General features: G+C 67.7%; 20 protein-coding genes and 1 pseudogene. 4 read left to right on the plus strand and 17 right to left on the minus strand.

Translation table 11 applies throughout. The annotated features are described in order from the left end of the window. The first annotated feature begins 19 nt into the window (after window positions 1-19). Window positions 20-931, plus strand: coding sequence for a spermine synthase (locus DW306_RS10800; protein ID WP_136055601.1), 912 nt, complete (start codon window positions 20-22; stop codon window positions 929-931). Between the two features lie 75 nt (window positions 932-1,006). Next, window positions 1,007-2,341 (plus strand): HNH endonuclease signature motif containing protein, encoded by a 1,335-nt coding sequence (locus DW306_RS10805; RefSeq protein ID WP_136055602.1) that lies wholly within the window; start codon window positions 1,007-1,009, stop codon window positions 2,339-2,341. 200 nt (window positions 2,342-2,541) lie between these two features. Here the strand turns inward: DW306_RS10805 and DW306_RS10810 are convergent, their stop codons facing one another. The 7 genes from DW306_RS10810 to rsmA all read right to left on the minus strand — a co-directional run bounded on the left by DW306_RS10810 (window position 2,542) and on the right by rsmA (window position 10,697). After that, on the minus strand, window positions 2,542-3,660 hold the full coding sequence (locus DW306_RS10810; RefSeq protein WP_136055603.1) for a sugar-binding protein: 1,119 nt from the start codon (window positions 3,658-3,660) through the stop codon (window positions 2,542-2,544). 58 nt (window positions 3,661-3,718) lie between these two features. Further along, complete coding sequence (gene mmsB / locus DW306_RS10815; protein ID WP_136055604.1) at window positions 3,719-5,074, minus strand: multiple monosaccharide ABC transporter permease; 1,356 nt, start codon at window positions 5,072-5,074, stop codon at window positions 3,719-3,721. Further along, complete coding sequence (gene mmsA, locus DW306_RS10820; protein ID WP_275092149.1) at window positions 5,071-6,591, minus strand: multiple monosaccharide ABC transporter ATP-binding protein; 1,521 nt, start codon at window positions 6,589-6,591, stop codon at window positions 5,071-5,073. The genes mmsB and mmsA overlap by 4 nt, the downstream gene beginning before the upstream one ends. 153 nt (window positions 6,592-6,744) lie before the next feature. Beyond that, a complete protein-coding gene (locus DW306_RS10825) occupies window positions 6,745-7,758 on the minus strand; it encodes a LacI family DNA-binding transcriptional regulator (protein ID WP_136055605.1) in 1,014 nt (337 codons plus the stop codon). An 81-nt stretch (window positions 7,759-7,839) separates the two neighbouring features. Further along, complete coding sequence (locus tag DW306_RS10830) at window positions 7,840-8,769, minus strand: 4-(cytidine 5'-diphospho)-2-C-methyl-D-erythritol kinase (RefSeq protein ID WP_136055606.1); 930 nt, start codon at window positions 8,767-8,769, stop codon at window positions 7,840-7,842. 7 nt (window positions 8,770-8,776) lie between these two features. Further along, the gene (gene mgrA, locus DW306_RS10835; RefSeq protein ID WP_136055607.1) at window positions 8,777-9,844 is read right to left on the minus strand and encodes an L-glyceraldehyde 3-phosphate reductase; all 1,068 of its coding nucleotides are present in this window, start codon (window positions 9,842-9,844) and stop codon (window positions 8,777-8,779) included. A gap of 4 nt (window positions 9,845-9,848) precedes the next feature. After that, on the minus strand, window positions 9,849-10,697 hold the full coding sequence (gene rsmA / locus DW306_RS10840; RefSeq protein WP_136055608.1) for a 16S rRNA (adenine(1518)-N(6)/adenine(1519)-N(6))-dimethyltransferase RsmA: 849 nt from the start codon (window positions 10,695-10,697) through the stop codon (window positions 9,849-9,851). 36 nt (window positions 10,698-10,733) lie between these two features. Between rsmA and DW306_RS10845 the strand changes: the two are divergent. Continuing rightward, window positions 10,734-11,974 (plus strand): annotated as a pseudogene (locus tag DW306_RS10845) (MFS transporter). Here DW306_RS10845 and DW306_RS10850 read toward each other — a convergent pair. Together DW306_RS10850 and metG are read right to left on the minus strand one after the other, a co-directional pair. Next, entirely contained in the window at window positions 11,956-12,831 is an 876-nt protein-coding gene (locus tag DW306_RS10850) for a TatD family hydrolase (RefSeq protein WP_136055609.1), read from the minus strand. The pseudogene DW306_RS10845 and the gene DW306_RS10850 overlap by 19 nt on opposite strands. A gap of 3 nt (window positions 12,832-12,834) precedes the next feature. Beyond that, window positions 12,835-14,412 (minus strand): methionine--tRNA ligase, encoded by a 1,578-nt coding sequence (gene metG / locus DW306_RS10855; RefSeq protein WP_136055610.1) that lies wholly within the window; start codon window positions 14,410-14,412, stop codon window positions 12,835-12,837. 61 nt (window positions 14,413-14,473) lie between these two features. Between metG and DW306_RS10860 the strand changes: the two genes are divergently transcribed. Next, window positions 14,474-15,286, plus strand: coding sequence for a hypothetical protein (locus DW306_RS10860; RefSeq protein ID WP_136055611.1), 813 nt, complete (start codon window positions 14,474-14,476; stop codon window positions 15,284-15,286). Window positions 15,287-15,292: 6 nt separating this feature from the next. Here the strand turns inward: DW306_RS10860 and DW306_RS10865 are convergent, their stop codons facing one another. The 8 genes from DW306_RS10865 to DW306_RS10900 all read right to left on the minus strand — a co-directional run bounded on the left by DW306_RS10865 (window position 15,293) and on the right by DW306_RS10900 (window position 25,096). Next, the gene (locus DW306_RS10865) at window positions 15,293-16,831 is read right to left on the minus strand and encodes a molybdopterin-dependent oxidoreductase (RefSeq protein ID WP_136055612.1); all 1,539 of its coding nucleotides are present in this window, start codon (window positions 16,829-16,831) and stop codon (window positions 15,293-15,295) included. Window positions 16,832-16,873: 42 nt separating this feature from the next. Further along, window positions 16,874-18,043, minus strand: a complete 1,170-nt coding sequence (locus DW306_RS10870; protein ID WP_136055613.1) for a family 1 glycosylhydrolase — start codon at window positions 18,041-18,043, stop codon at window positions 16,874-16,876. A 23-nt stretch (window positions 18,044-18,066) separates the two neighbouring features. After that, window positions 18,067-19,791 (minus strand): ABC transporter ATP-binding protein, encoded by a 1,725-nt coding sequence (locus DW306_RS10875; protein WP_136055614.1) that lies wholly within the window; start codon window positions 19,789-19,791, stop codon window positions 18,067-18,069. After that, window positions 19,788-20,702: an ABC transporter permease gene (locus DW306_RS10880; RefSeq protein WP_136055615.1), complete on the minus strand. Its 915-nt coding sequence runs from the start codon at window positions 20,700-20,702 to the stop codon at window positions 19,788-19,790. Before DW306_RS10880 ends, DW306_RS10875 begins: the two co-directional genes overlap by 4 nt. Beyond that, window positions 20,699-21,679 carry an ABC transporter permease gene (locus tag DW306_RS10885; protein WP_136055616.1) on the minus strand — a complete coding sequence of 327 codons (981 nt, stop codon included), beginning with the start codon at window positions 21,677-21,679 and terminating at the stop codon, window positions 20,699-20,701. Before DW306_RS10885 ends, DW306_RS10880 begins: the two co-directional genes overlap by 4 nt. Then, on the minus strand, window positions 21,676-23,340 hold the full coding sequence (locus DW306_RS10890) for an ABC transporter substrate-binding protein (protein WP_136055617.1): 1,665 nt from the start codon (window positions 23,338-23,340) through the stop codon (window positions 21,676-21,678). Before DW306_RS10890 ends, DW306_RS10885 begins: the two co-directional genes overlap by 4 nt. Before the next feature lie 83 nt (window positions 23,341-23,423). Continuing rightward, a complete protein-coding gene (locus DW306_RS10895) occupies window positions 23,424-24,554 on the minus strand; it encodes a LacI family DNA-binding transcriptional regulator (RefSeq protein ID WP_136055618.1) in 1,131 nt (376 codons plus the stop codon). Further along, window positions 24,551-25,096 carry a class I SAM-dependent methyltransferase gene (locus DW306_RS10900; RefSeq protein WP_240747155.1) on the minus strand — a complete coding sequence of 182 codons (546 nt, stop codon included), beginning with the start codon at window positions 25,094-25,096 and terminating at the stop codon, window positions 24,551-24,553. The genes DW306_RS10895 and DW306_RS10900 overlap by 4 nt, the downstream gene beginning before the upstream one ends. Window positions 25,097-25,262 lie beyond the last annotated feature (166 nt).

Genomic DNA, 25,262 nt, shown 5'->3' on the forward strand with positions numbered 1-25,262 from the left:
CAGGACCTAAGATCGACGGGTGCCAAGGAATCGCCGGGTGTTCTCGCTCTCGCTCGACAATCGCCAGGCGAAGCTGATGGAGTCGAAGAGACGCCCCGGTCGCTACGAGCTCAGCGTCGACGGGATTCCGCAGTCCGTCGTCTCGATGACCGAGCCCACCGCGCTCGAATACCCCTACATCCAGCACATCGCCAGAGCGATCGATGCCGCGGCCGAGCCCGGCGAGCCGCTGTTCACTGTGCATCTGGGAGCCGGAGCACTCACGCTGGCACGCTACGTCGAGGCCACCCGTGCCGGGTCCCCTCAGCTCGTGGTCGAGTTCGAGCCTGCTCTGTACGCCGCAGTGATCGCCGCGCTGCCCCTTCCCACCGGCGCCGATCTGCGCGTCATCTTCGGCGATGCGAGAGCGGTCGCGGACGCCGAGCTTGTCGGCGAGGAGCGAACCCTCTCCCCCGTGCTCGGCGCCGCGACGACGGGCGCTACCGCGGTCGACACCGATTGGATGGATGCGCGCTTCACCGTCGTCGATCTCTGGGACGCCGCCGTCATCCGCCATCGTGTGGCCAGTCAGGAGTTCTACACCCGGGTCGCCGCACGCTCCGCAGCCGACGGAGTCGTGGCAGTCAACCTGCTCGATGGGTATCCCTTCGAGTATTCACGGCGGCAGGCAGCCACCCTGAGCACCGTGTTCGCGCACGTCGCCGTCGTCCTCGACGCCGACCCCGCAGACGACGAGGGACCGCTCAGCAACGTCGTCGTGTTCGCGAGCGGTCAACCGCTGGACGTCGCGACGACCCCCGATCTTCTCGGCTCGCCGCGACCGCACATGCTCCACGACGACCGGCTGACGTCGTGGATCGCCGAGGCGCGCATCATGACCGACGCGGATGGTACGGACTCGCCCGACCCCGACGACCCGATCTGGGACTAGCGGTATCGCGCATCGCTCTCATCGCCCGATGCGAACATATCTTCGAATGTCGGTGGTCGGTGATGTACTGAAGCCATGGAAGCGATGGTCGATGCGACGGACTCCCAGATGGCGATGCTCGCCGATCTGGTCGAGTCGTTGGCGGCGGCCGAGGCGACACTGAGCAGCATGCAAGCGGCGCGCGACGGGCTGCTGGCGCTGGCCGGCCGCCTGGCGGTCGACATCGCCCAGGAGGGTCGGCATCCTGACGGCGGCGACATGACGATCCGTTCTGTGGCCGCCGAGATCGGTGCGATCCAGCGCGTGAGCGACCGCACGGTCGAGCGGCGGATGTCCGATGCCTCGTGGCTGGTGGACCGGTTCCCGTTGGTCTGGCATGCGCAAGGTGCCGGCCGCATCAGTGCCGCGCATTCGCGCGTGATCGTTGACGCCGGTGCTCATCTCGACGATGCCGCCGATCGCGAGGCCTACGCGGCGGAGGTGCTGGAAGTGGCCGCCGTCGAGTCGCCGAACCGGCTGCGCCGTATCGCCCGGCGCATCGCCGAGAAGTATCAGAAGCGCACCGTGACGGAGCGGCATCGCGACGCACGCGAGAAGCGTCGAGTGTGGATGAAGGATGGCGAAGACGGCATGGCCGAGCTCGGCATGCATGGTCCCGCGGCACTCGTTCATGGCATGTTCGATCGGCTCTCGCAGATGGCGCACACTCACAAAGAGCAGAACGCCAAGGCGGCCAAGCAGACCGACAGCGTTCGTGACGAACGTACGATCGATCAGCTGCGCGCCGACCTGCTCGCGGACCTCGTCCTCACCGGCACCCCGGCCGGACACGACACCGAAGACGGGCTGCTCGGCCAGATCCACGCCCGGGTCGAGGTGACCGTGCCCGCGTCGTCTCTGATGACCGGCGAGACGACCTCAGCCGCAGGTCACTGCTCTCCCCCGGCGGAACTGGATGGCTCGATTCCCATTGATGCCTGGACCGCCCGCTTCTTCGCCGGCATCGTCGCCGGATGGGATCGTGTCTTCACACATCCGAGCAGCGGCGCCACGCTCGCGGTCGACCGCTACAGACCCAGCGAGCAGCTCCGGCGACACCTCAGAGCTCGGGACCAACGATGTCGGTTCCCCACCTGCGGCCTGGTCGCACGAAAATGCGATGTCGATCACAACGTCGCCGCCGCGACAGGTGGCGCCACGTCTCACGAGAACCTTGCAGCATTCTGCCGACGGCATCACATGCTGAAGCATCACTCGCCCTGGCACGTCCGGCAGAGCCCAGGCGGAGTTCTCGAATGGACGAGCCCGACGGGTCGCATGTACATCGACGAACCGCCGGCGCAGAACACGGTCAGGTTCGCGGAGACCACGGGATTCGGCGGCCATGCGATGACATCCGCGCCGTTCTGACCCGCCCGTCGTGCCCGACTGAGGCGAAGACGAGTCCTTCCACCCACGGGAGCACGGACACGTCGCCGTCGCCGCGGAGAATGCCCGCAGCAAGCCGAACGCGGACGAGCCGCCCGACCCCATTCTCGAAAGAGGGGGCCGGACGGCTCGTCGTGCGTCCTCGCGGAGGACAGTCGTGCGTCCTCGAGGAGGACAGGTGCTTACTGGTACGACTTGACGATCTCGAGGAGGCTCGGGACGTTGGCGTAAGCCTCGGCCGCGTTCTCCTTCGTGACGATCACCGGGTCGAGCAGGTACGCCGGGACGACCTTGGCGCCGTTGTCGTAGGACTCGGTGTCGTTGACCTCGACCTCCTCGCCCTTCTGCAGCTGCTGGACCATCTTGATGGCCTGTGCGACGAGGAGCGAGGTGTCCTTGTTGATCGTGGAGTACTGGACGCCCTCCATGATCGACTTGACCGACTCGACCTCGGAGTCCTGACCCGTGACGACCGGAACCGGCTTGCCGGCCTGCTGCACCGAGGTGATGATGGCGCGGGCGAGGGTGTCGTTCGGGGAGAGGACGCCGTCGAGGACGGTGTCACCGCTGTACGAACCGGTCAGGATGGTGTCCATGCGGTTCTGCGCGTTCTCGGCGAGCCAGCCCTCGGTCGCCGTCTGGGCGATCTCGGTCTGACCCGAGACGACCTTCAGCGTGCCGTCGTCGATCTTCGGCTGCAGGACCTCCATGGCACCGTCGAAGAAGACCGCCGAGTTGGCGTCATCCGGCGAGCCCGAGAACAGCTCGATGTTGTACGGAGCCTCGTGGCCCGCGCGCTCGGCGAGACCGTCGAGCAGAGCCTGACCCTGAAGGTTTCCGACCTTGAAGTTGTCGAAGGCGGCGTAGTAGTCGACGGCCTCGGTGTTCTCGATCAGACGGTCGTAGGCGATGACGGTGGCGCCGGCATCCTTTGCCGCCTGCACCTGGGTCGCCAGCTGCTTGCCGTCCTTGGCACCGATGATGATGACCTTGGCGCCGTTGGTGACCATGGCCTGGATCTGGTTCTGCTGCTCGGCGACCGTGTTCGACGCGGGAGCGTACTGGACGTCGGCCTTGAAGCCGGCCTCGGCGAGACCGTCCTCGAACAGCTTGCCGGCGAGGACCCAGTTCTCCGAGGTCTTGTCCGGGAGTGCGACACCGATCGTGGCGTCTGCAGCGAAGCCCTTCGCGGTCTCCTCCCCCGAGCCTCCGGTGTCTCCGCCGCGCTCCGATGAGCAGCCGGTGAGGGCGAACGCGCCCACGGCGACGATCGCTGTCGCCGTCAGAAGCATCTTCTTCATGTGATCTCTTTCTCTGGTGTGTGAAGGTCGTCTCACGCGTGCGAACGCGATCCGACCCCTACTGTCCGCTCGTCTTGTCGACGGGTGGGGCTTGGTAGGTCTTGTTGGGCTCGAAGGTCTGCAGCGCAGGATCCTCCTTGCGGCCGAAGCGGCGCGTCATGAAGCCGATCAACGACGGGCGGCCCTGCTGCTTGTTCCAGACGTCGATGCCGACCGCGATCAGGAGCACGAGGCCCTTGATCATCGAGACGACGTCGGAGCCCTGTCCGAGCAGCGCCAGACCGTTGTTGAGGAACGCCATCACCAGACCACCGATGATCGACCCGATCACGGTTCCGATACCACCGGCGACAGCTGCGCCACCGATGAAGACCGAGGCGATGGCGTCGAGCTCCCAGCCGGTTCCGTCGTTCGGACCGGATGCCTGCGAGCGGGCGACGAAGATCATGCCGGCGAGGGCCGCGAGCACGGACATGTTCATCATCACGAAGAAGTCGACCCAGCGGTCCTTGACACCCGACAGACGCGCGGCCTGACGGTTGCCGCCGACGGCGTAGATGTGCCGGCCGAAGACGGTGTTGCTCGTGATGAAGGTGTAGACGATGACGAGGGCCAGCAGTATCAGGCCTGGCACCGGGAAGCTCGTGCCCGGGCGACCCGTCGCGAACATCCACGCCGCGGCGAGCACGACGACCGAGATCAGCACGACCTTGGTCACGCTCACCCAGAGAGGTGCCCGATCGGAGCCCATCTTGCGCTGCACACGACGGGTCCGGATCTCCCAGAAGACCAGCCAGGCCACCGCGACGAGAGCGAGGAGCATGGTCGGGATGTTGAACGGCAGCGGCAGGCCGATCTCGGGCAGGTAGCCCGTGCCGATCACCTGGAAGCCCTTCGGGACCGGGATGGTCTGCGCGTCTCCGATCCACTGCTGTGCGCCGCGGAAGAAGAGCATGCCGGCCAGCGTCACGATGAACGCCGGAACACCCACGTACGCGACCCAGAATCCCTGCCAGGCGCCGACGGCGGCTCCCACGGCGAGACCGAGGAGGATCGCGAGCGGCCAGGGGAGGTTCCACTCCGTCATCGACTTCGCGACGATGATGCCGGTGAACGCCGCCACCGACCCGACCGAGAGGTCGATGTGCCCCATGATGATGACCATCACCATGCCGATCGCGAGGATCAGGATGAAGGAGTACTGGTTGATGACGTTGATCAGGTTTCCCGAGGTCAGCGTCGCGCCGTTGGGCCCGTTGCGGATCAGCGTCAGGATCTCGAACAGAACGATGATGACGATCAGGCTGCCGAGGATGCCGAACTGACGCAGGGTCGAGGTTCCGCCGCCGCCGAACATCTTGGTGATGTCCTTGAAGTGGAACCCGGTCTTGGCGGGAGTGGATTCGGTGGTCATGCGGATGCTTTCTGGGTCGCGGAGGTCATGCTGCGCATGAGGGCCTCGGGTGTCGCCTGATCGGCCGGGATGTTGTCGGTGACCCGACCTTCGAAGACGGTGTAGATGCGGTCGGAGATGCCCAGCAGCTCGGGGAGCTCGCTCGAGATGACGATGACACCCTTGCCCTGGGCGGCGAGCTGGTTGATGATCGCGTAGATCTCGTACTTCGCGCCGACGTCGATGCCGCGGGTGGGCTCATCGAGGATCAGCAGGTCGGGATCGGTGAACATCCACTTCGCCAGCACGACCTTCTGCTGGTTGCCGCCCGACAGCTTTCCGACGCCCTCTTCGACCGACGGCGTCTTGATGCGCAGCGCCTTGCGGTACTGGTCGGCGATCTCGAACTCCTCGCGCGCGTCGACGACGCCGTTGTGCGAGATCTTCGAGAGCTTCGCGGCGACGACCGAGCGCTTGATGGTGTCGAGGAGGTTCAGTCCCAACGACTTGCGGTCCTCGCTGACATAGGCGAGACCGTGCTTGATCGCGGAGGCGACGTCGGGAAGCACGATCTCCTGACCGTCCTTGATCATCGTGCCGGAGAGGAAGGTGCCGTAGGAGCGTCCGAAGATGCTCATCGCGAGCTCGGTGCGTCCGGCGCCCATGAGGCCGGCGATGCCGACGACCTCGCCGCGACGGACGTTCAGACTCGACCCCTTGACGACCATGCGCTCGGAGACGGTCGGATGCTGCACCCACCAGTCCTTGACCTCGAAGAACACCTCGCCGATGTCGGGAGTGCGGTCCGGGTAGCGGCTCTCCAGCGACCGGCCGACCATCCCGCGGATGATGCGGTCCTCGTTGATCTCGCCGCGCGAGATGTCGAGGGTCTCGACGGTGCGGCCGTCGCGGATGATGGTGATCTCGTCGGCGATCTGCTCGATCTCGTTGAGCTTGTGGCTGATCATGATCGACGCGATACCCTTGGCCTTCAGGCCCAGGATGAGGTCGAGCAGGTGCTGCGAGTCGGACTCGTTCAGCGCCGCCGTCGGCTCGTCGAGGATGAGGAGCTTGACGTCCTTGTTGAGAGCCTTGGCGATCTCGATGAGCTGCTGCTTGCCGACGCCGAGGGTCTTGATCTGCACGTCGGGGTCTTCTCGCAGGCCGACGCGCGCCAGCAGTTCCACCGCGCGCTGCTTCTGCGCCTGCCAGTCGATCCGGCCGAAGCGCTTGATCTCGTTGCCGAGGAAGATGTTCTCGGTGATCGAGAGCTCAGGGATCAGAGCCAGCTCCTGGTGGATGATCGCGATGCCGGCCTGCTCGCTCGCGACGATGTCCTTGAAGCGCTGCTCCTCGCCGTAGAGCAGGATCTCGCCCTCGTAGGTGCCGTACGGGTACACGCCCGAGAGGACCTTCATCAGGGTGGATTTTCCGGCGCCGTTCTCACCGCAGATCGCGTGGATCTCGGCTGCTCGGACGGTGATGGAGACGTCGGCGAGAGCCTTGACGCCCGGGAACTCCTTCGTGATGCTGCGCATCTCCAGGATGGGGCCTGACACTGTCGGCAACGTTGCTGTGGTGCTCACGTATCTTCCTTGCGACGTGCGGTCACCTCCGATGTGACCGTTCACATTGATATATCGTCCTCGCCGAACCCGGGACTGTCAAGTCGGGGTCCGGATTTCGTGTCGCTACCGTGATGCAGCGGACTCACGCGCACGGAGGAGCGTCTTCAACGGCCCGAAGTCCGGCACCTGATCGCCGCGGATCTGTGCGAGGAGGATCCGCACCGCACGACGACCGAGCTCGGGGAAGTCCTGGTGCACCGTGCTCAGCGTGGGCGCGACGTGCGCCGCGACCGGGATGTCATCGAATCCGATCACGCTGACGTCATGCGGCACGCGCACCCCGGCGTCGCGGAAACCGTGCATCAGACCGATCGCCATGAGGTCGTTCGCCGCGAAGACAGCGGTGAAGTCACGCCGGCGGGACAGCTCCTGCCCCGCGAAGTAACCGAAGTCCGCTGTCCAATCCCCGCGGATCGGCGGGAAGGTGGGCAGATCCGCCTCGCGCAGTCCGTCGAGGTAGCCGCGCATGCGGGACTCCGCCTCGATCCAGTCCTGCGGCCCGGCGAGATGGAGGATGTCGCTGTGACCGAGCGAGATCAGATGCTCCGTCGCCGCTCGTGCGCCCGCGACCTGATCGGCCGAGAGGCTGACGCCGTCGGAGCCCGACGCGGTCTGCAGGTTCACGAACGGGATGTCCAGAGACATGCCGCGCAGCACATGGAAGACACGCACCTGCGGCGCCAGCACGACGATTCCGTCGACCTGCTCCCGCGCCAGCTGGCGCACGGCATTTCCGATGGCCTCGGGCGTCGTGTCGGCGAGATTCAGGGTCGAGACCGAGTAGCCCTCTTCCCTCGCGGCATCCTCGATGCTGGCGATCGACGACGTCGGACCGAACTCGCCGATGGTCGCCGAGAGCACGCCCAGCATGTTCGACTTGCTGGTCACCAGTGCGCGGGCAGCGAGGTTCGGGCGGTAGTCGAGCACCGAGATCGCGTCGAGGACCTTCGCCTTCGTCTCCGGGCGGATGCTGGGGTGATCGTTCAGCACGCGGGAAACGGTCTGGTGCGACACCCCCGCGAGGCGCGCGACATCGCGGATGCTCGGCATCCGGGCGCGCTCGGAGGCGGTGGACATCGCAGGCCTCCTTGCATGTGCACGGTCACATCGTCACTTCATTATGACTTGCAACGGCGGCGCGTGCATCCTGCGATGCGGTCAGATGATCCGGGCGCCCGGCACAGGACCGTGCACGTGCAGCGGATCGAAGCCCGCGTCCCGCAGCGTCGTCTGCACGTCCTGCGCGGTCTCCGGGTCGGGGCACAGCAGCGCCACCGTCGGGCCGGACCCCGAGACGATCCCCTGCAGCGCACCGGCTTCGACGCCCTGGCGGATCACCTCGTCGAGATCGGGCCGCTCGTACACGGCGGCCGTCTGGAGGTCGTTGAACAGCCCTTCCGCCAGCTGGACGGCATCGCCCGAGCGGAGTGCCTGCAGCACCGGGATCGGCACATCGAGCGACATCGGCGGATCGTCGGCGAGAGCGCCCTCCTCCCCACGGAGCAGGTCGAGCCGCTCGTAGACGACCGGGGTGGACAGACCCTGATCGCTCGTGACCAGGATCCAGTCGAACCTGCCTCGTGCGAGCGCGGGGTTGAGCTGATCGCCGCGGCCCGTGCCGACCGCGGTGCCGCCGTGCAGCGCGAACGGCACGTCGGCGCCCAGGCGTGCAGCGAGATCGTGCAGACGCGCCGGTGAGAGCCCGGTGCCCCATAGGGCGTCGCACGCGACCAGTGCCGCCGCGGCATCCGCCGATCCGCCGCCCATGCCGCCGGCGACCGGGACGCTCTTCCTGATCTCCAGTGCCACGCCGCCGGTGTACTCCGTCGCCGCGGCGAGCAGCTTCGCCGCGCGCATCGCGAGATTCCGATCGTCCAGCGGAACCGAGTCCACGTCCTCGACGCCGGTGACCGTGAGGGAGAAGTCGTCGGCGTGCCGCGCGATCACGTCTTCGTACAGCGACACCGCCTGGAACACGGTGGCGAGCGCGTGGTAGCCGTCGTCATGCCGTCCGCCGACCCCCAGGTAGACGTTGATCTTGCCCGGCGCGCGCACATGCACGGATCCGGCGGACGCGGCGACGCTCATGATGCGGTCACAGCTCCGAGGACTTCGCCCACAGGTTCACGTCGATGGCACCGGCGAGCTCGTCGATCCGAGCGAGTTCCTCATCGGTGAGCGCGGGACCGTTCACGGCCGCGATGTTCTCGTCGAGCTGCTCCGGACGGGAGGCGCCGATCAGCGCCGAGGCGACGACGGGGTTGCGCAGCGTCCACTGCAGAGCCAGCTGGGCGAGCGACTGGCCGCGCCCCTTGGCGACCTCGTTCAGCGACCGGAGCGTCTGCACGGCCTCGTCGTCCAGCGGGGCGTCGGGGAGCGAGTCGCGCTTCTGCGCCCGCTGCGCCGTGCCGTCGCCGAGGTATTTGTCGGTGAGGAGCCCCTGCGCGAGAGGCGTGAAGGCGATCGCGCCGAGGCCGTTCTTCTCCAGCGTCTCGGTCAGCCCGTCCTCGACCCAGCGGTTGAGGATCGAGTACGCCGGCTGATGGATGACCAGGGGCGTGCCGAGCTCCTTCGCGACCGCGACGGCCTCGGCGGTGCGCTCGGCGCTGTACGACGAGATGCCGACGTAGAGGGCCTTGCCCTGGCGCACCAGCGTGTCGAGCGCGGCGACGGTCTCGGCGACCGGAGTGACCGGGTCGGCGCGGTGCGAGTAGAAGATGTCGACGTGGTCGAGGCCCATGCGGGTCAGGGACTGCTCGGCACTCGCGAGGATGTACTTGCGGCTCGCGAAGTCGCCGTACGGGCCGGGCCACATGTCCCAGCCGGCCTTCGACGAGATGATCAGCTCGTCGCGGTACGGACGGAAGTCCTCGGCGAAGATGCGACCGAAGTTCTTCTCCGCCGACCCGTACGGCGGGCCGTAGTTGTTGGCCAGGTCGAAGTGCGTGATGCCGTTGTCGAATGCGTGGCGCAGCAGCGCGCGCTGGTTGTCGAGCGGGATGTTGTCGCCGAAGTTCCACCACAGGCCGAGCGAGATCGGCGGCAGGTACAGACCCGACGTGCCGACCTGGCGATACGCGAACTGCTGGTAGCGGCTCTCGTCGGCGGTGTACGGGCGGTGCAGCTCAGGGACGTCGGGGTTGAAGCGCGGAGACTGGGTCACCGGTTCAGGTTACTGGAGCATGCTGCGCGATGCGCTGATAGTCGTCGACCGTGAGGTCCTCGCCGCGGGCGGTCGGCGCCACCCCGGCGGCGATGAGGATCTCGGATGCCGCTGCCGAGCTGCCGAGCAGCCCGGACAGCGCCTGCCGGAGCATCTTGCGGCGCTGGTTGAAGGCGGCATCCACGATCTGGAAGGTGCGGCGACGCTCGTCCTCGCTGCCGCGCTCACCCTCTGAGCGGTCGAACCCGACGAGCAGGCTGTCGACGTTGGGGACCGGCCAGAACACCTGACGCGACACGGTTCCGGAGAGCTTCCACTCGCCGTACCACGCCGCCTTCACGCTCGGTGAGCCGTAGATCTTCGACCCGGGCTTGGCGGCCAGCCGCTCGGCCACCTCGGCCTGCACCATGACGACGCCGCGCTTCAGATATTCGAAGTGCTCGAGGAAGTGCAGCAGCACGGGGACCGAGACGTTGTACGGCAGATTGGCGACGAGCACGGTGGGCTCACCGTGCAGTTCGGTGATGCGCAGCGCATCGGCGTCGACCACGGTGAGGCGATCGGGCTCGACGCCGTGCTCGGCCGCCGTCTGCGCCAGGCGCGCGGCGAGGCGGTGATCGATCTCGACGGCGGTGACCGATGCTCCGGTCTCGAGGATCGCGAGGGTGAGCGACCCGAGACCCGGGCCCACCTCCACGACCCGCTCCCCCGGCTGCACGCGGGCCGCCTGCACGATCTTGCGCACCGTGTTGGCGTCGACGACGAAGTTCTGTCCGAGCTTCTTGGTCGGGGTCACGTCGAGCTCGGCGGCGAGGCGGCGGATCTCGGTGGCGCCGAGCAGCGTGATGGTCATCCGTCCATTGTCCCTCACCGTCAGTAGTCTTTCGGGATGCCCTCCCTCGGTGAACTCGTCGCGCCCCGCCGCATGGGGCGCGATTTCCGTTGGCTGCTCGCCTCGTCCTGGACGAGCAACGTCGGCGACGGCGTCGCTCTCGCGGCGGCGCCGCTGCTGATCGCCTCGATGACCTCTTCGCCGATCCTCGTCGCGGCCGGCGCGATCCTGCAGTTCCTGCCGTGGCTGCTCTTCGGTCTGCACGCGGGGGCCATCGCCGACCGGTTCGACCGGCGGCGACTGGTGATGTTCGCCAACGCCGCGCGCGCCGTCGTGCTCGCGGGTCTCTGCGTGTTCCTCGTGACCGGCACCGCGAACATCTGGATCGTGCTCGCCGTCGCGTTCCTCTACGGCACGGCCGAGGTGTTCGTCGACACCGCGGGAAGCACCCTGCTGCCGATGCTCGTGAAGCCGGACGACCTCGGCATCGGCAACGCGCGGCTGCAGGCCGGCTACCTCGTGGCGAATCAGTTCGCAGGTCCTCCGCTGGGCGCCTTCCTGTTCGCCGCGGGGACCGCATGGCCGTTCCTGCTCGAGATCGTGTGCGTGACCCTCGCCGTGGTGCTGATCTCGCGCATGGCGAGAACGCCGGTGCCTCCGCGCCAGGCCGACGTGCGTCCCCCCGTCCACACCGACATCGCCGAGGGGCTGCGCTGGCTCTGGCGCAACCCGCCGGTGCGCATGCTCGTGCTGATCATCCTGTTGTTCAACGTCACCTGGGCAGCGCCCTGGGGCGTGCTGGTGCTGTACGCGACCGATTACCTGCACATGGAGCCGTGGGCTTCGGCGCCCTCACGACAGCGTCCGCCGTCGGCGGTCTCCTCGCGACGGTCAGCTTCGGCTGGCTGGAGCGGCACGTGTCGTTCGCGACGCTGATGCGCGTCGTCCTGTCGCTCGAGGTGCTCATGCACCTCTCGTTCGCCCTGACGACCGTCGGCTGGGTCGCGCTCGCGATCATGTTCGTGTTCGGCGCCTACGCGTTCGTCTGGGGCACGATCTCGACGACCGTGCGCCAGCGGCTCGTGCCCGCCGAGCTGCAGGGTCGGGTCGCCTCCGTGAACATGGTCGGCGTCTTCGGCGGCATGGTGATCGGCCAGGCGCTCGGCGGAGTCATCGCCCAGGTCTGGGGCCTCACGGCACCCTGGTGGTTCGCGTTCGCGGGTGCGGCGCTCACCCTGCTGTTCGTCTGGAAGCCGATCTCGCAGATCGTCTCGGCGACTCAGTCGAAAGAGCCGTAGACGCGGAGGGTGTTGGCGGCGAGCTGCGTGGAGAGCTCGTCGACCTCGAGTCCGAGCTCTGCCGCCATGAAGCGCACGGTGATCGGCACGAGGTACGGCGCGTTGGGCCGACCGCGCAGCGGCACCGGGGTCAGGAAGGGCGCATCCGTCTCGACGAGGATGCGATCGAGCGGCGTGACCTTCAGGGCATCGCGCAGGTTCTGGGCGTTCTTGAACGTCACATTGCCGGCGAACGACAGGTGATACCCGGCATCCGCGCAGATCCGCGCCATGGCGTCGTCGCCGGAGAAGCAGTGGAAGACCGTCCGCTCCGGGGCGCCGACCCGGCGCAGCGTCTCGAGCACCGCGTCGTGGGCGTCACGGTCGTGGATCTGCATCGCGATGCCGTGCTTCTTCGCGAGCGCGATGTGCGCCTCGAACGATTCGTGCTGCGGCGCCTGCCGCTCGGGCTCGGTGCGGAAGAAGTCGAGACCGGTCTCGCCGATCGCGCGCGTGCGCGGGTGCGCGGCGAGCTCGTCGATCACGGCGATCGCCTCGGCGAGACGGCCTTCGACGGCATAGGTCGGCGCGTCATTCGGGTGGATGGCGACGGCCGCCAGCACGCGAGGGTCGGATGCCGCCGCCTCGACCGCCCACCGCGACGACTCGACGTCGCCCGACGCCTGCACGACGCCGGCGATGCCGACCGCCTGCGCACGATCGAGCTGCTCGGTCAGCGAGAGCGGCTCGTCGCCGTCGAGGATCTCGAGGTGCGCGTGGTTGTCGTAGACGGGTACCGCGAGCGGCTCGGGAGCGGCCGGATACTTCAGGTCCTTGCGCCCGTCCCCCGAGCGCTCGCGCACATAGGTCTCGGCCATGACTCAGGCGGTCGACTCCACCCGCGGGAACAGCGGTGCGAGTCCGTTGACACTCGTACCGGGCTGCAGGGCACCCCAGGCGCCGGCCTCGCGGATCGGCTGGTCCTGCAGGCGCCCCAGGGATTCTCCGGCGCCCAGCGCGTGCCAGAGCTTCTCGGTCGACTGCGGCATCACCGGCGACAGCAGCACGGCGAGAGCGCGCAGACCCTCGGCGCAGGTGTACAGCACCGTGCCGAGGCGGCCGCGCTGCTCCTCATCTCGTGCGAGCGCCCACGGCTCGTTCTCGGTGATGTAGCCGTTCAGGGCGTCGACGATCTTCCAGATCGACGAGATCGCCTCGTCGATGCGGAACTGGTCGATGGCGGCATCCGCCTGGGACGCGGCATCCGCGACGATCTTCTGGATCGCGAGATCCTGCTCGGTGTACTCGGCCGGCGGCGGCACGATGCCCTCGAAGTACTTCTCGATCATCGCCGTCGTGCGCGAGGCGAGGTTGCCGAAGCCGTTGGCCAGCTCGGACTGGTACCGCGCCGACAGGTCCTCCCACGAGAAGGAGCCGTCCTGCCCGAAGGCGATCGCGGAGAGGAAGTAGTAGCGGTACGCGTCGGAGCCGAAGACGTCGGTGATCTCGGTCGGCGCGATGCCGGTGAGCTTCGACTTCGACATCTTCTCGCCGCCGACCAGCAGCCAGCCGTGCGCGAACACGCCCTTCGGGACCTCGAGTCCCGCAGCCATCAGCAGCGCGGGCCAGATCACGGCGTGGAAGCGCAGGATGTCCTTGCCCACCACGTGGTACGCCGGCCAGCGGCGCGCGAAGGTCTCCTCGTCGGAGCCGTAGCCGACAGCGGTGGCGTAGTTGAGCAGGGCGTCGACCCACACGTAGATGACGTGCGACTCGTCCCACGGCAGCGGGATGCCCCAATCGAAGGTCGAGCGCGAGATCGAGAGATCCTTCAGCCCCTGGCTCACGAACGAGACGACCTCATTGCGCGCCGAATCCGGGCGCACAAAGTCGGGCTGGGTGCGGTACAGCTCGAGCAGACGTCCCTGGAACTCGCTGAGCTTGAAGAAGTAGTTCTTCTCCTGCAGCAGCTCGAGAGGCTTGGAGTGGATCGCGCAGACCTTCAGGCCCTCGAAGGGTCCGGTGCCGTCGACGATCTCGGACTCGGGCTTGAACTCCTCGCAGCCCACGCAGTACAGCGCCTCGTACTCGCCCGCATAGATGTAGCCGCGGTCGTACAGGCGCTGGAAGAACGTCTGCACGTTGGTCTCGTGGCGCTCCTGCGTGGTGCGGATGAAGTCGTCGTTAGCGACGTCGAGCGTCTCCAGCAGCGGGAACCAGCTCTCGCTGACGAGCTTGTCGACCCACTCCTGCGGCGTGACGTTGTTCGCCGCCGCGGCGCGCAGCATCTTCTGGCCGTGCTCGTCGGTGCCCGTCAGCATCCAGGTGTCATCGCCCGCCTGGCGGTGCCACCGAGCGAGGGTGTCGACCGCCACCGACGTGTACCCGTGACCGATGTGAGGCACGTCGGAGGGGTAGTAGATGGGCGTGGTGATGTAGAACGATTCGCCTGCGGGCATGGGGACAATTCTAGGTGCCGCAGCGCGAGTGGTTACGCGAGAGAGGTGGGATACTGACCGCATGACGTCACCGTCACCTGCTCGTGTCGCGCGACTCATGATTGCGCTCGCCCTGCTCGGAGTCCTGTCCGGTTCGGCCGGATGTGCCGCTCTTCTGCCGCCACCTCCGACGCGGGACGAGGTTCTCGGGCGCTGGGAAGCACACGAAGACGGCCATACGGCCACGATCGACCTGCACGGGGACGGCACGATCGAGATCGACAACGTCCCGCGTGCGGTGATCCAGCGCGACACCGCTGATGAGCTGGATTGGAGCAACACGCTGGATGTCGGCGGCGAGTGGTCTTTCAGTGAAGCAGAAGACAAGGCTTTCAGCGAAGCGCTCATCTCAGCACTTCTCGTCGAGCCTTCGGGCGGCCAGTGGCTCACCCTCTACCCACGCTCGGGCGGACTGCACCTGTATTACGGCGACGTAGAACTCAGCGACCATCTGTTCTTCGAACTTGTGGACCGACACTCGACGCCGGCGCCCGAGACGATATCACGCGCGGATCTGACGGGCGACTGGCGATCCAGCGCGAGCGGAGTCCTCCGGCTGAACGAAGACGGCACGTTCCAAATCGACGCGGCTCCGGCCGCCTTCGTCACCTACACCGACGATGTCGGCGACCAGACACCGATAACGCCCGCCGGGCAGTGGTACTTCGCTGAAGAGACTGTCCCGCTCGACCCGGAATCGGCTTACGTATCGCTTTCGTTCGATGGGATGTACGGGCCGGCCAGCACCGGCGTCACGAAGTTCATACAACTTCAGGAGACGGAAACCGGCCTGTCCCTGACTTTCCGCGACGAGGCTCGTTGGGAGAAGGACTAAGCGTAATCAGCTCACCGTGACGTCGATGCGGTGCCAGCCCTGAGCGCCGTTCGGAGCCGGGGCCGCCGGCTGGTCCGTCTGGGTCTCCCCGTCGGCGCTGATCGCGCGGCACTCGATCGTGTGCCGACCGCTCTGCGCCGTCCATGGCAGGCTCCACTGCACCCAGGTGTCGGCGGAGATCGACTCGGCGAGCTCCGCACGCTGCCACTCGCCGTCGTCGACACGGACCTCGACGCCCTCGACGCCGACGTGCTGCTGCCAGGCCATCCCGGCGATCACCGTCTCCCCCGCGTCGACGGAACCGCCACGCGGCACGTCGATGCGGGACTGGAGCTTGATCGGGCCGTGGTCCGACCAGCCGCGCGGCGTCCAGTAGCCCATGGCCTTGTCGAAGCGGGTGACCTCGAGCTGCGTGACCCACTTCGTCGCGGAGACGTAGCCGTAGAGGCCCGGGACGACCATCCGCGCCGGGAATCCGTGTTCCATCGGCAGCGGTTCGCCGTTCATCCCGATCGCCAGCAGGGCGTCGCGGTCGTCGGTGAGCGCCTCGAGAGGAGTGGATGCCGTGAAGCCGTCCGATGAGGTCGAGAGTACCATGTCGGCGTCCGCGGACACGCCCGCGCGTGCGAGCAGCTCGCGCACCGGATGGCCGAGCCAGCGCGCATTGCCGATCAGCGATCCGCCGACCTCGTTCGACACGCAGGCCAGGGTCACGTCGGCCTCCTGCATCGGCAGCGCCAGCAGCTCATCCCAGGAGACGACGACCTCGCGATCGACCATCCCGTGGATGCGCAGCGACCAGTCGGCCGGGTCGATCCGGGGCACGATCAGCGCGGTGTCGATGCGGTAGAAGTCGACATTCGGGGTCACGACGGGTGCGAGTCCGGGGATGTCCAGCTCGGCTCCCGCCGGGACGGCCGGGGCGGTGCGGACCGCTTTCGGCAGCTGCAGCGCCGAGCGGACGGCGTCGACCGAGCGGGTCGCTCCGCGCGCGATGTTTCCCGCGATGATCGTCACGATGCCGACAGCGGCCGTGCCCGCGGTCCAGATCAGGAATCGCCGTCGATCCTCGCCGTCGGGAGCGAGCCCGTCGATCGGTCGCAGTCGGCGGACGAGAAGTCGTACGGCGATCACCGCCACGACGCCTGCGACGATGCCCGGCAGCCACGCGAAGGGTCCCGCGCCGGGACGGATCATCGCCGCCACGACGGCGAGTGCGCCGAGCCCACCCAGGACCGTCGCGCCGATGCCCGACCGACGCAGCTCCAGGATCCCGGCGCCGGCGGCGACGAGCGCGAGCACCAGCGCGATGCCGGTGATCAGCGCGATCTTGTCGCCGGTGCCGAACAACGCGATGGCGGTGTCCTTCGCCCAGGCGGGAGCGAGATCGATCAGCCCGCCCCCGATCACGGCGAAGGGACTCGCCGCCGGCTCGACGATCGCCGCGACGAGTTCCGCGAAGCCGACGCCGACGACCGCGGCACTGAGTCCCGCGGCCGCCGATCGCAGCCGATCAGTCCGCTTGTCCACGATCGCGTGCGTCATGTGCAGAGCGTAACCCCGCAGGACCGCCCTGCGGCTGTGAGCTCAGAGTCCGTTGCGGCGCGCCACCTCGCCCAGCCAGGCCAGGGAGGGCTTCGGGTGCCGCTCGAAGGTCTGGTGATCGAAGCCGATCAGCCCGAACGTGGGCCGGAACCCGCTCGCCCACTCGTAGTTGTCGAGGGCGCTCCAGTGCTGGTACGCCCGCACGTCGATCCCGTCGGAGATCGCGCGGTGCAGACCTTCCAGCGCACCCTGGGTGTAGGCGATGCGGCGGGTGTCGTCGGCGGTGGCGATGCCGTTCTCGGTGACCAGGACCGGCACGCCGCCGCTGCGCTCCCAGGCGCTGCGCACACCGAGCTCGAGGGCCTCGGGGAAGAACTCCCACCCGGTGAGCGTGGTCTCCACGTCGTCCGCGACCGGCAGGGGCCCCTCCGGGCCGATGAAGGTGCGGGTGTATGCCTGCACGCCGACGAAGTCATCGCCGGCGGACTGGTCGAGGTACCAGTGGTCACGCGGGTCGCCGTAGGCGGAGAGCATCTCGTCGGCTCCGGGCTCCCCGGTGGAGTGGAAGGCCTGGGTCGCGATGGTCCATCCGGCCTGCGCGCCGGACACCGAGTGCACGATCTCGGACGCCCGGTGGTGGGCGTCGAGCAGGGTGTCCGCGACGGCGAGGTCGGGGTTCGGGAGACCATAGGCGACGAGGTTCGCGGCATCCTCTCCCCCGGCGAGCATCGCGGCGATGTTCGGCTCGTTGATCGTGCAGACGTAGGTGACCCCGTCGAGGATCGGCAGCACGGTCTCGACGTAGCGCGCGAACAGATCGACGGCGTCGTCCGCCCGCCAGAACCCGTCCTTCTGGAACCACTGCGGGACGGTGAAGTGCATGAGGGTGACCGTCGGATCCAGTCCGTGCTCGCGCGCGGTGTCGATCATGCGGCGGTAGTGGTCGAGCATCGCCCGCGAGACGAAGCCTCGCTCCGGCTCGATCCGCGCCCACTCCACCGAGAACCGGTAGGAGTTCAGTCCGGCATCCGCGAGCAGACGCATGTCCTCCGGGTACCGGTGGAAGTGATCGGCCGCGTCGCCCGACGGCTCGACCATCGGCGAACCGGGCGCATGCTCCATGGCCCACCAGTTGCTGGTCGTGTTGTTCCCCTCCACCTGATGGGCTGCGGTCGCAGCTCCCCAGAGAAAGCCGTCAGGGAATGTGAGCACGAGTGCTCCTTTCGTGGTGTGGTCTATCGGATTCGGGCGGGATTCGGCACGGCATCCAGCAGCTGGACCGTGTACGGATCCTCCGGATGCTGCAGCACCTCGCTCGTCTCGCCGCGCTCGACGACGCGCCCGCTGTTCAGCACCAGGATGTTCTCGGTCACGAGGCGCGCGCTCAGCAGGTCGTGCGTGATGTAGAGCATGCTGATGCCCCAGCGCTCGCGGAGATCCTCCAGCAGGGCGAGCACGCCGGCGCGGAGCGAGACGTCGAGCATCGACACCGGTTCGTCGGCGATCAGCACCTGCGGGTCGCTGGCCAGCGCCCGGGCGATCACGACGCGCTGGCGCTGACCACCGGAGAGCTGATGCGGCAGCTTCGCCGCGAACTGCTCCACCGGCGTGAGGCCGACCGTCTCGAGCAGTTCGAGGACGCGGTCCCTGGCCTCCTGCCCGCGCAGCTTGGTGTAGTTCATGACCGGTCGGGTCAAGGCGTACTCCACCGTGTGCAGCGGGTTCAGTGCCGCATACGGATCCTGGAACACCATCTGCACGTCCTTGCGCAGGTCGCGGAGGCCGCGCCGCTTCAGCGAGGCGACGTCGGTGTCGCCGAAGCGCACCGTGCCGGAGGTCGGCTTCTCGACGCCGGTGATCAGCTTCGCGATCGTCGACTTGCCCGATCCGGATGCTCCGACCAGGGCGAGCGCCTCGCCGGGCTCGAGCCGGAACGACACGTCGTCCACAGCGGTGACGGCCTCCTGGCCGCGGCGCGGCGCCGGATAGAGCTTCGACACGCCCTCGACCACGATCGCGGCATCCGCACGGCGCGAGTCGCGCTCCGAGACGGTCGGCACGGTCTCGGTGACGTCGGTGCGCGAGCGGCCCTCGCGGCGCCGGGTTCCGAGGTCGACGAACCCGGGGATCGAGATCGTCTTCGCCCGCGGATCGGCGTAGTGGCTCAGCAGCATCCGCGTGTACTCGTCGCTCGGGTCGTCGAGGATCTTGCGGCTCGGTGCGTCCTCGACGATGCGCCCCTCGTGCATCACCATCACCCGATCGGTGGCCTCGAGCACGATGCCGAGATCGTGGCTGATGAGGACGGCGGTGAAGTGCTCCGCGTGCTGGAGTTCCTTGATCGTGTCCATCACCGCGTGCTGCACGAGCACATCGAGCGCGGTGGTCGGCTCGTCGAACACCATGAGCTGCGGTTCCAGCGACAGGGCGAGCGCGATCGACGCGCGCTGCCGCATGCCCCCGGAGAGCTCACCCGGGTAGCGCTTCAGCACCTCGGGATCGAGACCGACCTTGCCGATGAGCTCACGGGCGCGAGCGTCGCGGGACTCGCGCGGCACATGTCCGTGGGCCGCGAAGATGTCAGCGAAATGGTTGCCGACGGTGCGCACCGGGTTGAGGGCGTTCATGCCGGACTGCAGCACCATCGCGAATCCGCCCTGACGCTGCCGGCGCAGCTCTTCGGTGCCGAGCTCGCGGATATCGCGCCCGCCGAAGAGGATGCGTCCGCCGCTGATCCGCGCCGGCGGCTTCTGCAACCGCGTGAGCGCGAAGCCCAGCGTCGACTTGCCCGAGCCGGACTCGCCGACGAGGCCGACGAACTCGCCGCGGCGGAGGGTGAACGACACGTCGTGCACCGCCGCCACCGGCGTCGTGCCGGGCGAGGCGTACTCGACCGAGAGGTTCTGCACGTCGAGCAGGACATCGTTCTGCTCGGGGGTGTTCTGTTCGGAGACGGTCATCGTCCCTTCCCCTCTCGCAGGCGCGGGTTGGATATGCCGTCCACGCCGAAGTTGATGAGTGTGAGGCTCAGCGCCAGCAGGGCGATGCAGAGACCGGGGGCGAACAGCAGCAGCCACTGCCCGGTGAGCAGCGAGTTGGAGTTCTGCGCCCAGTAGAGCATCGTGCCCCAGCTGACGATGCTGGAGTCGCCGAGTCCGAGGAACTCCAGGCCCGCCTCGGCGAGGATCGCCGCGGTGGCCGCCCCGAAGAGCGTGCCGGCGATGATCGACGTCATGTTGGGGAGGATCTCGCGGAACACGATCCGCGCCCTGCTGTCGCCGGAGAACTGCGCCGAGGTGACGAAGTCGTTCCCGCGCAGGGACTGCGTCTGGCTGCGGAGCACACGTGCGCCCCACGCCCAGCCGGTCACCACGATCACGGCGATGATCATCAGGATGCCGCCGTTCTGCAGGTACGCGGCGATCACGATCATGAGCGGCAGGCCCGGGATCACGAGGAACAGGTTCACGATGAACCCGATCACGTCGCCGGCGAATCCGCGCATGTAACCCCAGCTCAGTCCGATGAGGACGGCCACGATCGTGGACAGGATGCCGGCGGCGAAGCCGACGAGGATGCTGATCTGCGAGCCGTAGATGAGCTGGCTGAGCACGTCCTCCCCCGCTGCCGTCGTGCCGAGCCAGTGCGCGGCCGACGCGTCGGCGTTGCGCTCGAAGTCGTTGTCCTTGGGTCCGTACGGCGCCAGCAGCGGGGCGAAGATCGCGACGAGCACGAATACGCCGAGGATGCAGAGCCCGAGGCGCGCCTTGCCGTTGGACCAGAGGGTGCCCACCATCCGCCCGAACGCCCGCCAGGGGCTGGGAGCGGCGATGCGGTCGGCCGGGATCTTGACGTTCATCGTGGAGGTCATCGGCGGGTCCTCGGGTCGAGTACCCCGTAGAGGATGTCTACGAGGAAGTTGGCGATGAGCACGCTCACGGTGATCATCAGGAAGAGCGCCTGCATGAGCGGGTAGTCCTGCCCGATCACGGCGTTGAAGAGCAGGTATCCGATGCCGGGATAGCCGAAGACCTGCTCGACGAGGATCGATCCGCCGACGACGCCGCCGAGCGTGAGCCCGAAGCCGGTGAGGTTGGGGAGGATCGCGTTGCGGGCCGCGTAGCGGACGGCGATCGTGCGACCGCGGAGTCCGTTCGCCTCGGCGAAGGTGATGTAGTCCTCGCCGAGCGTGTTGATCATGGCGTTGCGCATGCCGATGATCCAGCCGCCGAGCGACGTCAGGAGGATGGTCAACGCGGGGAGCACGGCGTGCTGGGCGAGATCGCCGATGAACTCCCAGGTGAAGCCCGGCGTGGTCGTCGCCGCATAGGCTCCGGTCGTCGGGAACCAGTGCAGCACGTAGCCGAGGAAGAACAGCAGCAGCAGCGCCGTCCAGAAGTACGGGAAGGTGCTGAGGAACGAACCGGTGAGCGTCGGCAGGCTGTCGAGCCAGGTCCCGCGGCGCCAGGCCGCGGCGACGCCGATCAGCGTGCCGATGACGAACGCCAGGATCGTGACGATGCCGACGAGCCCGATCGTGTAGGGAAGGGCGGTCGAGACCATGCTCGAGACCGACTGCGGATAGAACGTGTACGAGACGCCGAAGTCGAGGCGCGCGACCTGACCGAGGTAGGTCACGTACTGGTCCCACATCGATCCGGTCGGCACGCCGAGCTGTGCTTCGATCGCCGCCCGTGTCGCGTCGGACACCGGGCCGTTCTGCGAGAGCTTCGCGATCGCGGCATCGGCGGGAGACCCGGGCATGAGCCGCGGGAGGAAGAAGTTCAGGGTGATCGCCGCCCACAGGGTGAGCAGGAACAGCCCCAGTTTCTGGAGGACGTACTTCACTGGTCGTCTCCGTTCACGAGCTTCAGGTGCGGGAAGATCCCGAGGGGCGCGGAGTCGTAGTTCTGCGGGATCATGTACGGGTCATCCTCCGTGGGCCAGCCGGTGAACTTCGCATCGCTGAACAGGCCCCAGATGCCGCCGTAGTACATGCCGATCACGGGCATCTGGTCGTAGACGATGCCCTGCAGCTCCTGCACGATCTCGGTCTGACGGGCGGGGTCGACGGTGCCGCGGTACTCCGCCAGAAGCGCATCCGCCTCTTCGGACTGGAAGCGCTCGAAGTTGTTCGCGGTCGCCTCGCCGGACGGCACGTAGAACTCGCTCGAGAGGAGGTTGTTGTAGGCCTGGTAGACGTCTCCGCCGCCCATGCCGCCGATCGCCATCTCGAAGTCGCCGTTGCTGATGGCGCTCTGGTAGCCGGCGGGCTGCGGGAGCTTCAGCGTCACCTTGACGCCGACGTCGGCGAGCTGACGCTGCACGGTCTGCGCCGCCCTCGTCCAGTCGGAATAGCCGTTCGCCGTGGTGATCGCGAACTCCAGCTGCTCGCCGTCGGGGCCGACGAGACGGTCGCCGTCGAGCGTGTAACCCGCCTCTCCGAACGCCGCGAGCGCGGCATCCTTGTCCTGCGTGATCATGCCCTGGTCGGGGATCTCGGGGTCGAGGTACTCCTCCTGGTTGGGCAGGATGAGTCCGGTCTGGCCCGCGGGTTCCATGTACCCCTCGGATGCCGTCTCGGCGATCTCCTCGCGGTCGAGCGAGAGCGCGATGCCGCGACGCACGTTCACGTCGTCGAAGGGCTCCACCTCGAGGTTCGGCAGCAGCGCGATCACGCCACCCGGCGGGAACCACCATTTGTTGTCGGGACTCGCGGCGCCCCACGTGCCCTCGACGTCGGAGATGAACGAGTACGACCAGTCGTAGCCACGGCTGACGGTGTCGAGCTGCGAGTTCGTCGCGGGCAGGATGATGTGCTCGATCTCGATCTTGTCGGCCTGCCAGTAGTCGGGGTTCTTGTCCATCGAGTACTGCTGGTCGTTGTAGTTGCCGAGCACGAACGGTCCGGTGCCGACCGGGTCCTCGTTGCGATAGGTGCCCGGGTCCTTCACGTCTTTCCAGAGGTGCTCCGGGACGATCATCGTCTGACCGAGGATCGTCAGCGCGGGGGCGTCGTCGCCCTGCAGGTTGAGGATGACGGTGTCGCCGTCTGTCTCGACGCTCTCGAGGTGCTGCCACGCGCCCTTGATGTCGAGAGACGGATTGTCCTTGAGCATCTGGAAGGTGAAGGCCACGTCGTCGACGGTGAACTCCTCGCCGTCGCTCCAGGTGACGCCGTCGCGGAGGGTCATCACGATGGTGCGGGCGTCGGGCTGCTCCCACTCGCTGGCGAGCCACGGGGTCAGCGATCCGTCGAGGTTGTTCATCAGGATCAGCGGCTCGTACATCCACCGCGAGGCGGTGCGCGTGTTCGTCAGGTAGGGGTTGAAGTTCTGCGTGAAGAACGGATTCCCCTTGTCGGCGTTGATCAGCATCGTGTCGGCACCGATCGAGGGATCGGGTTGCGAGGTGATCTGGATGCTGCATCCGCTCAGGACGACCGCTGCGCCGGCGAGCGCGACGACAGCCGCTCTGCGCCAACGTCGGAACGACAACTTTGTCTTCATGATGCGATTGTAAGCGCATACATTTATGCTCGGCAACCCCTTGACACCATCAGCGGCGCTGCGTCCGCTCGGGAGGGAGGCGGTCAGGAGGTGCGCTGCGAACTCTCCCGGACGACGATCTCGAGAGGCAGACGCACCGCGACGGGATCGGTCGAGGGGTGCTCCAGACGACGCGCCAGAACCTGCACGGCCGCCCGTCCGAGCTCGATCATCGGCTGGCGCACCGTGGTCAGTCGCGGTCGCGACAGGGCCGCAGCCTCGATGCCGTCGAAACCCGTCACGATCAGGTCTTCCGGCACGCGCACCCCGGCCGAGCGGAAGGCATCGAGTGCGCCGAGCGCCATCTGGTCGTTGGCAGACATGAGGGCGGACGGCAGGCCGTCGGCGATCAGCGTCTCGGCTGCCCGGCGACCGGACGCGCGAGTGAAATCGCCCCGCAGCAGCGTCACGTCATCGACCCGGATGCCTGCCGCCGAGATCGCACGCGAGAATCCCTCCCAGCGCTCCGCGCCGTCCGGGGAATCCTCGGGGCCCGCGAGGAAGGCGGGCGGCGTGTCGCCCGTCTGGGCCAGCACCCGTCGCGTCAGTTCCGCCATCGCCTCGGCATTGCTGACGGTCACGTGATCGTAGCTGTCACCGCGCGCGGGACCCGAGAGCACGACGACCGGAATGCGCAGGGCGAGCCGGGCGAGCACGTCGTCGGGCACGCTCTCCGCCAGCACCACGAGCCCGTCCACGCGGCCGGCCATGTCGCGCACGGTCGATCGGTCGGGGTCGTGCCGCCCGACGCCGACCATGAGGACGAACCCCTGCTTCCAGGCCTCCAGCTCGGCACCGCGGAGCACCTCGTCGAGGAAGAGCATCGACGGGTGCTCGGTCTCGGTATCCTCCGCATCCCGCACGATCGTGAACGGAGGGATCACGCCCGCCGCGTCGGAGAGCACGTCGAAGGCGGGAGCCTCTTCCGCGGCGTCGAACCCCGGGAAATACAGTCCGAGCACACCGGTGCGCCGCTCGGCCAGCCCACGGGCGCTGCCGCTCGGGACATAGCCGAGAGCCGATACCGCGTCGAGCACGCGCTCGCGGGTCGCCGGCCGTACGGCATCCGGCGAGCGCAGCACCCGCGAGACCGTGGCGATCGAGACGCCGGCGCGGTCCGCGACGTCGTACACCGTCGCCGCCTTGCTCACGATCGCGCCCCTCTTTCCCGTCATCGTGCCCAGGGTACCCGGCGCGCGATCAGAGCTCCGTGGGGGCGCACGCTCATCTCACCGGGTCGGCGCTCGCGCTGCTCGGTGAAGGTCACCTCGAACCCGGCATCCGTCAGCAGCTCCGAGAGGACCTCCGCCAACCAGAAGTACGCGGTCGTGACGGCGTGAGCGAACGGCTCGCGCGGCTCTCCGACGAAGAAGCCGAGCAGGAGGCTGCCGCCGGGCGCGAGCACCCGCGCGAACTCGGCGAGCACGGCAGGCACATCCACGGGATCGGCGTGGATCAGGGAGTACCAGGCGAGGATGCCCCCGACAGACCTGTCCTCCACGGGAAGCGCGCTGAACGACGCGAGTTCGAAGCGAAGCTCGGGGTGGTCCTGTCGCGCGAAGCGCAGGAACTCGGCCGAGATGTCGACGCCGACGACCTCGCGGCCGCCCTCGCCGAGGAACCGCGTCCAGTGGCCGGGTCCGCACCCCGCATCCAGGAGCAGTCCGGGCGTCCCATCCCGCCAGCGCGCGATCAGGCCGCAATCGCGCGGATCCATCAGCTCGATGCTTCCGCCCAGCCGCATGTAGTCGACGGCTCTCCTGTCGTACGCGATCGCGACGGCGGCATCCGCGTCTTCCGGACGCTTCGCGAGGACATGTGCGTCAGCCGAGGATGAATTCGGTGGGTACGTCCTCGGCGGGCGCTTTCGTCCTTCGGACGTG

Source organism: Microbacterium sp. K24, assembly GCF_004794465.1.
In the GTDB taxonomy this organism is placed as follows: domain Bacteria; phylum Actinomycetota; class Actinomycetes; order Actinomycetales; family Microbacteriaceae; genus Microbacterium.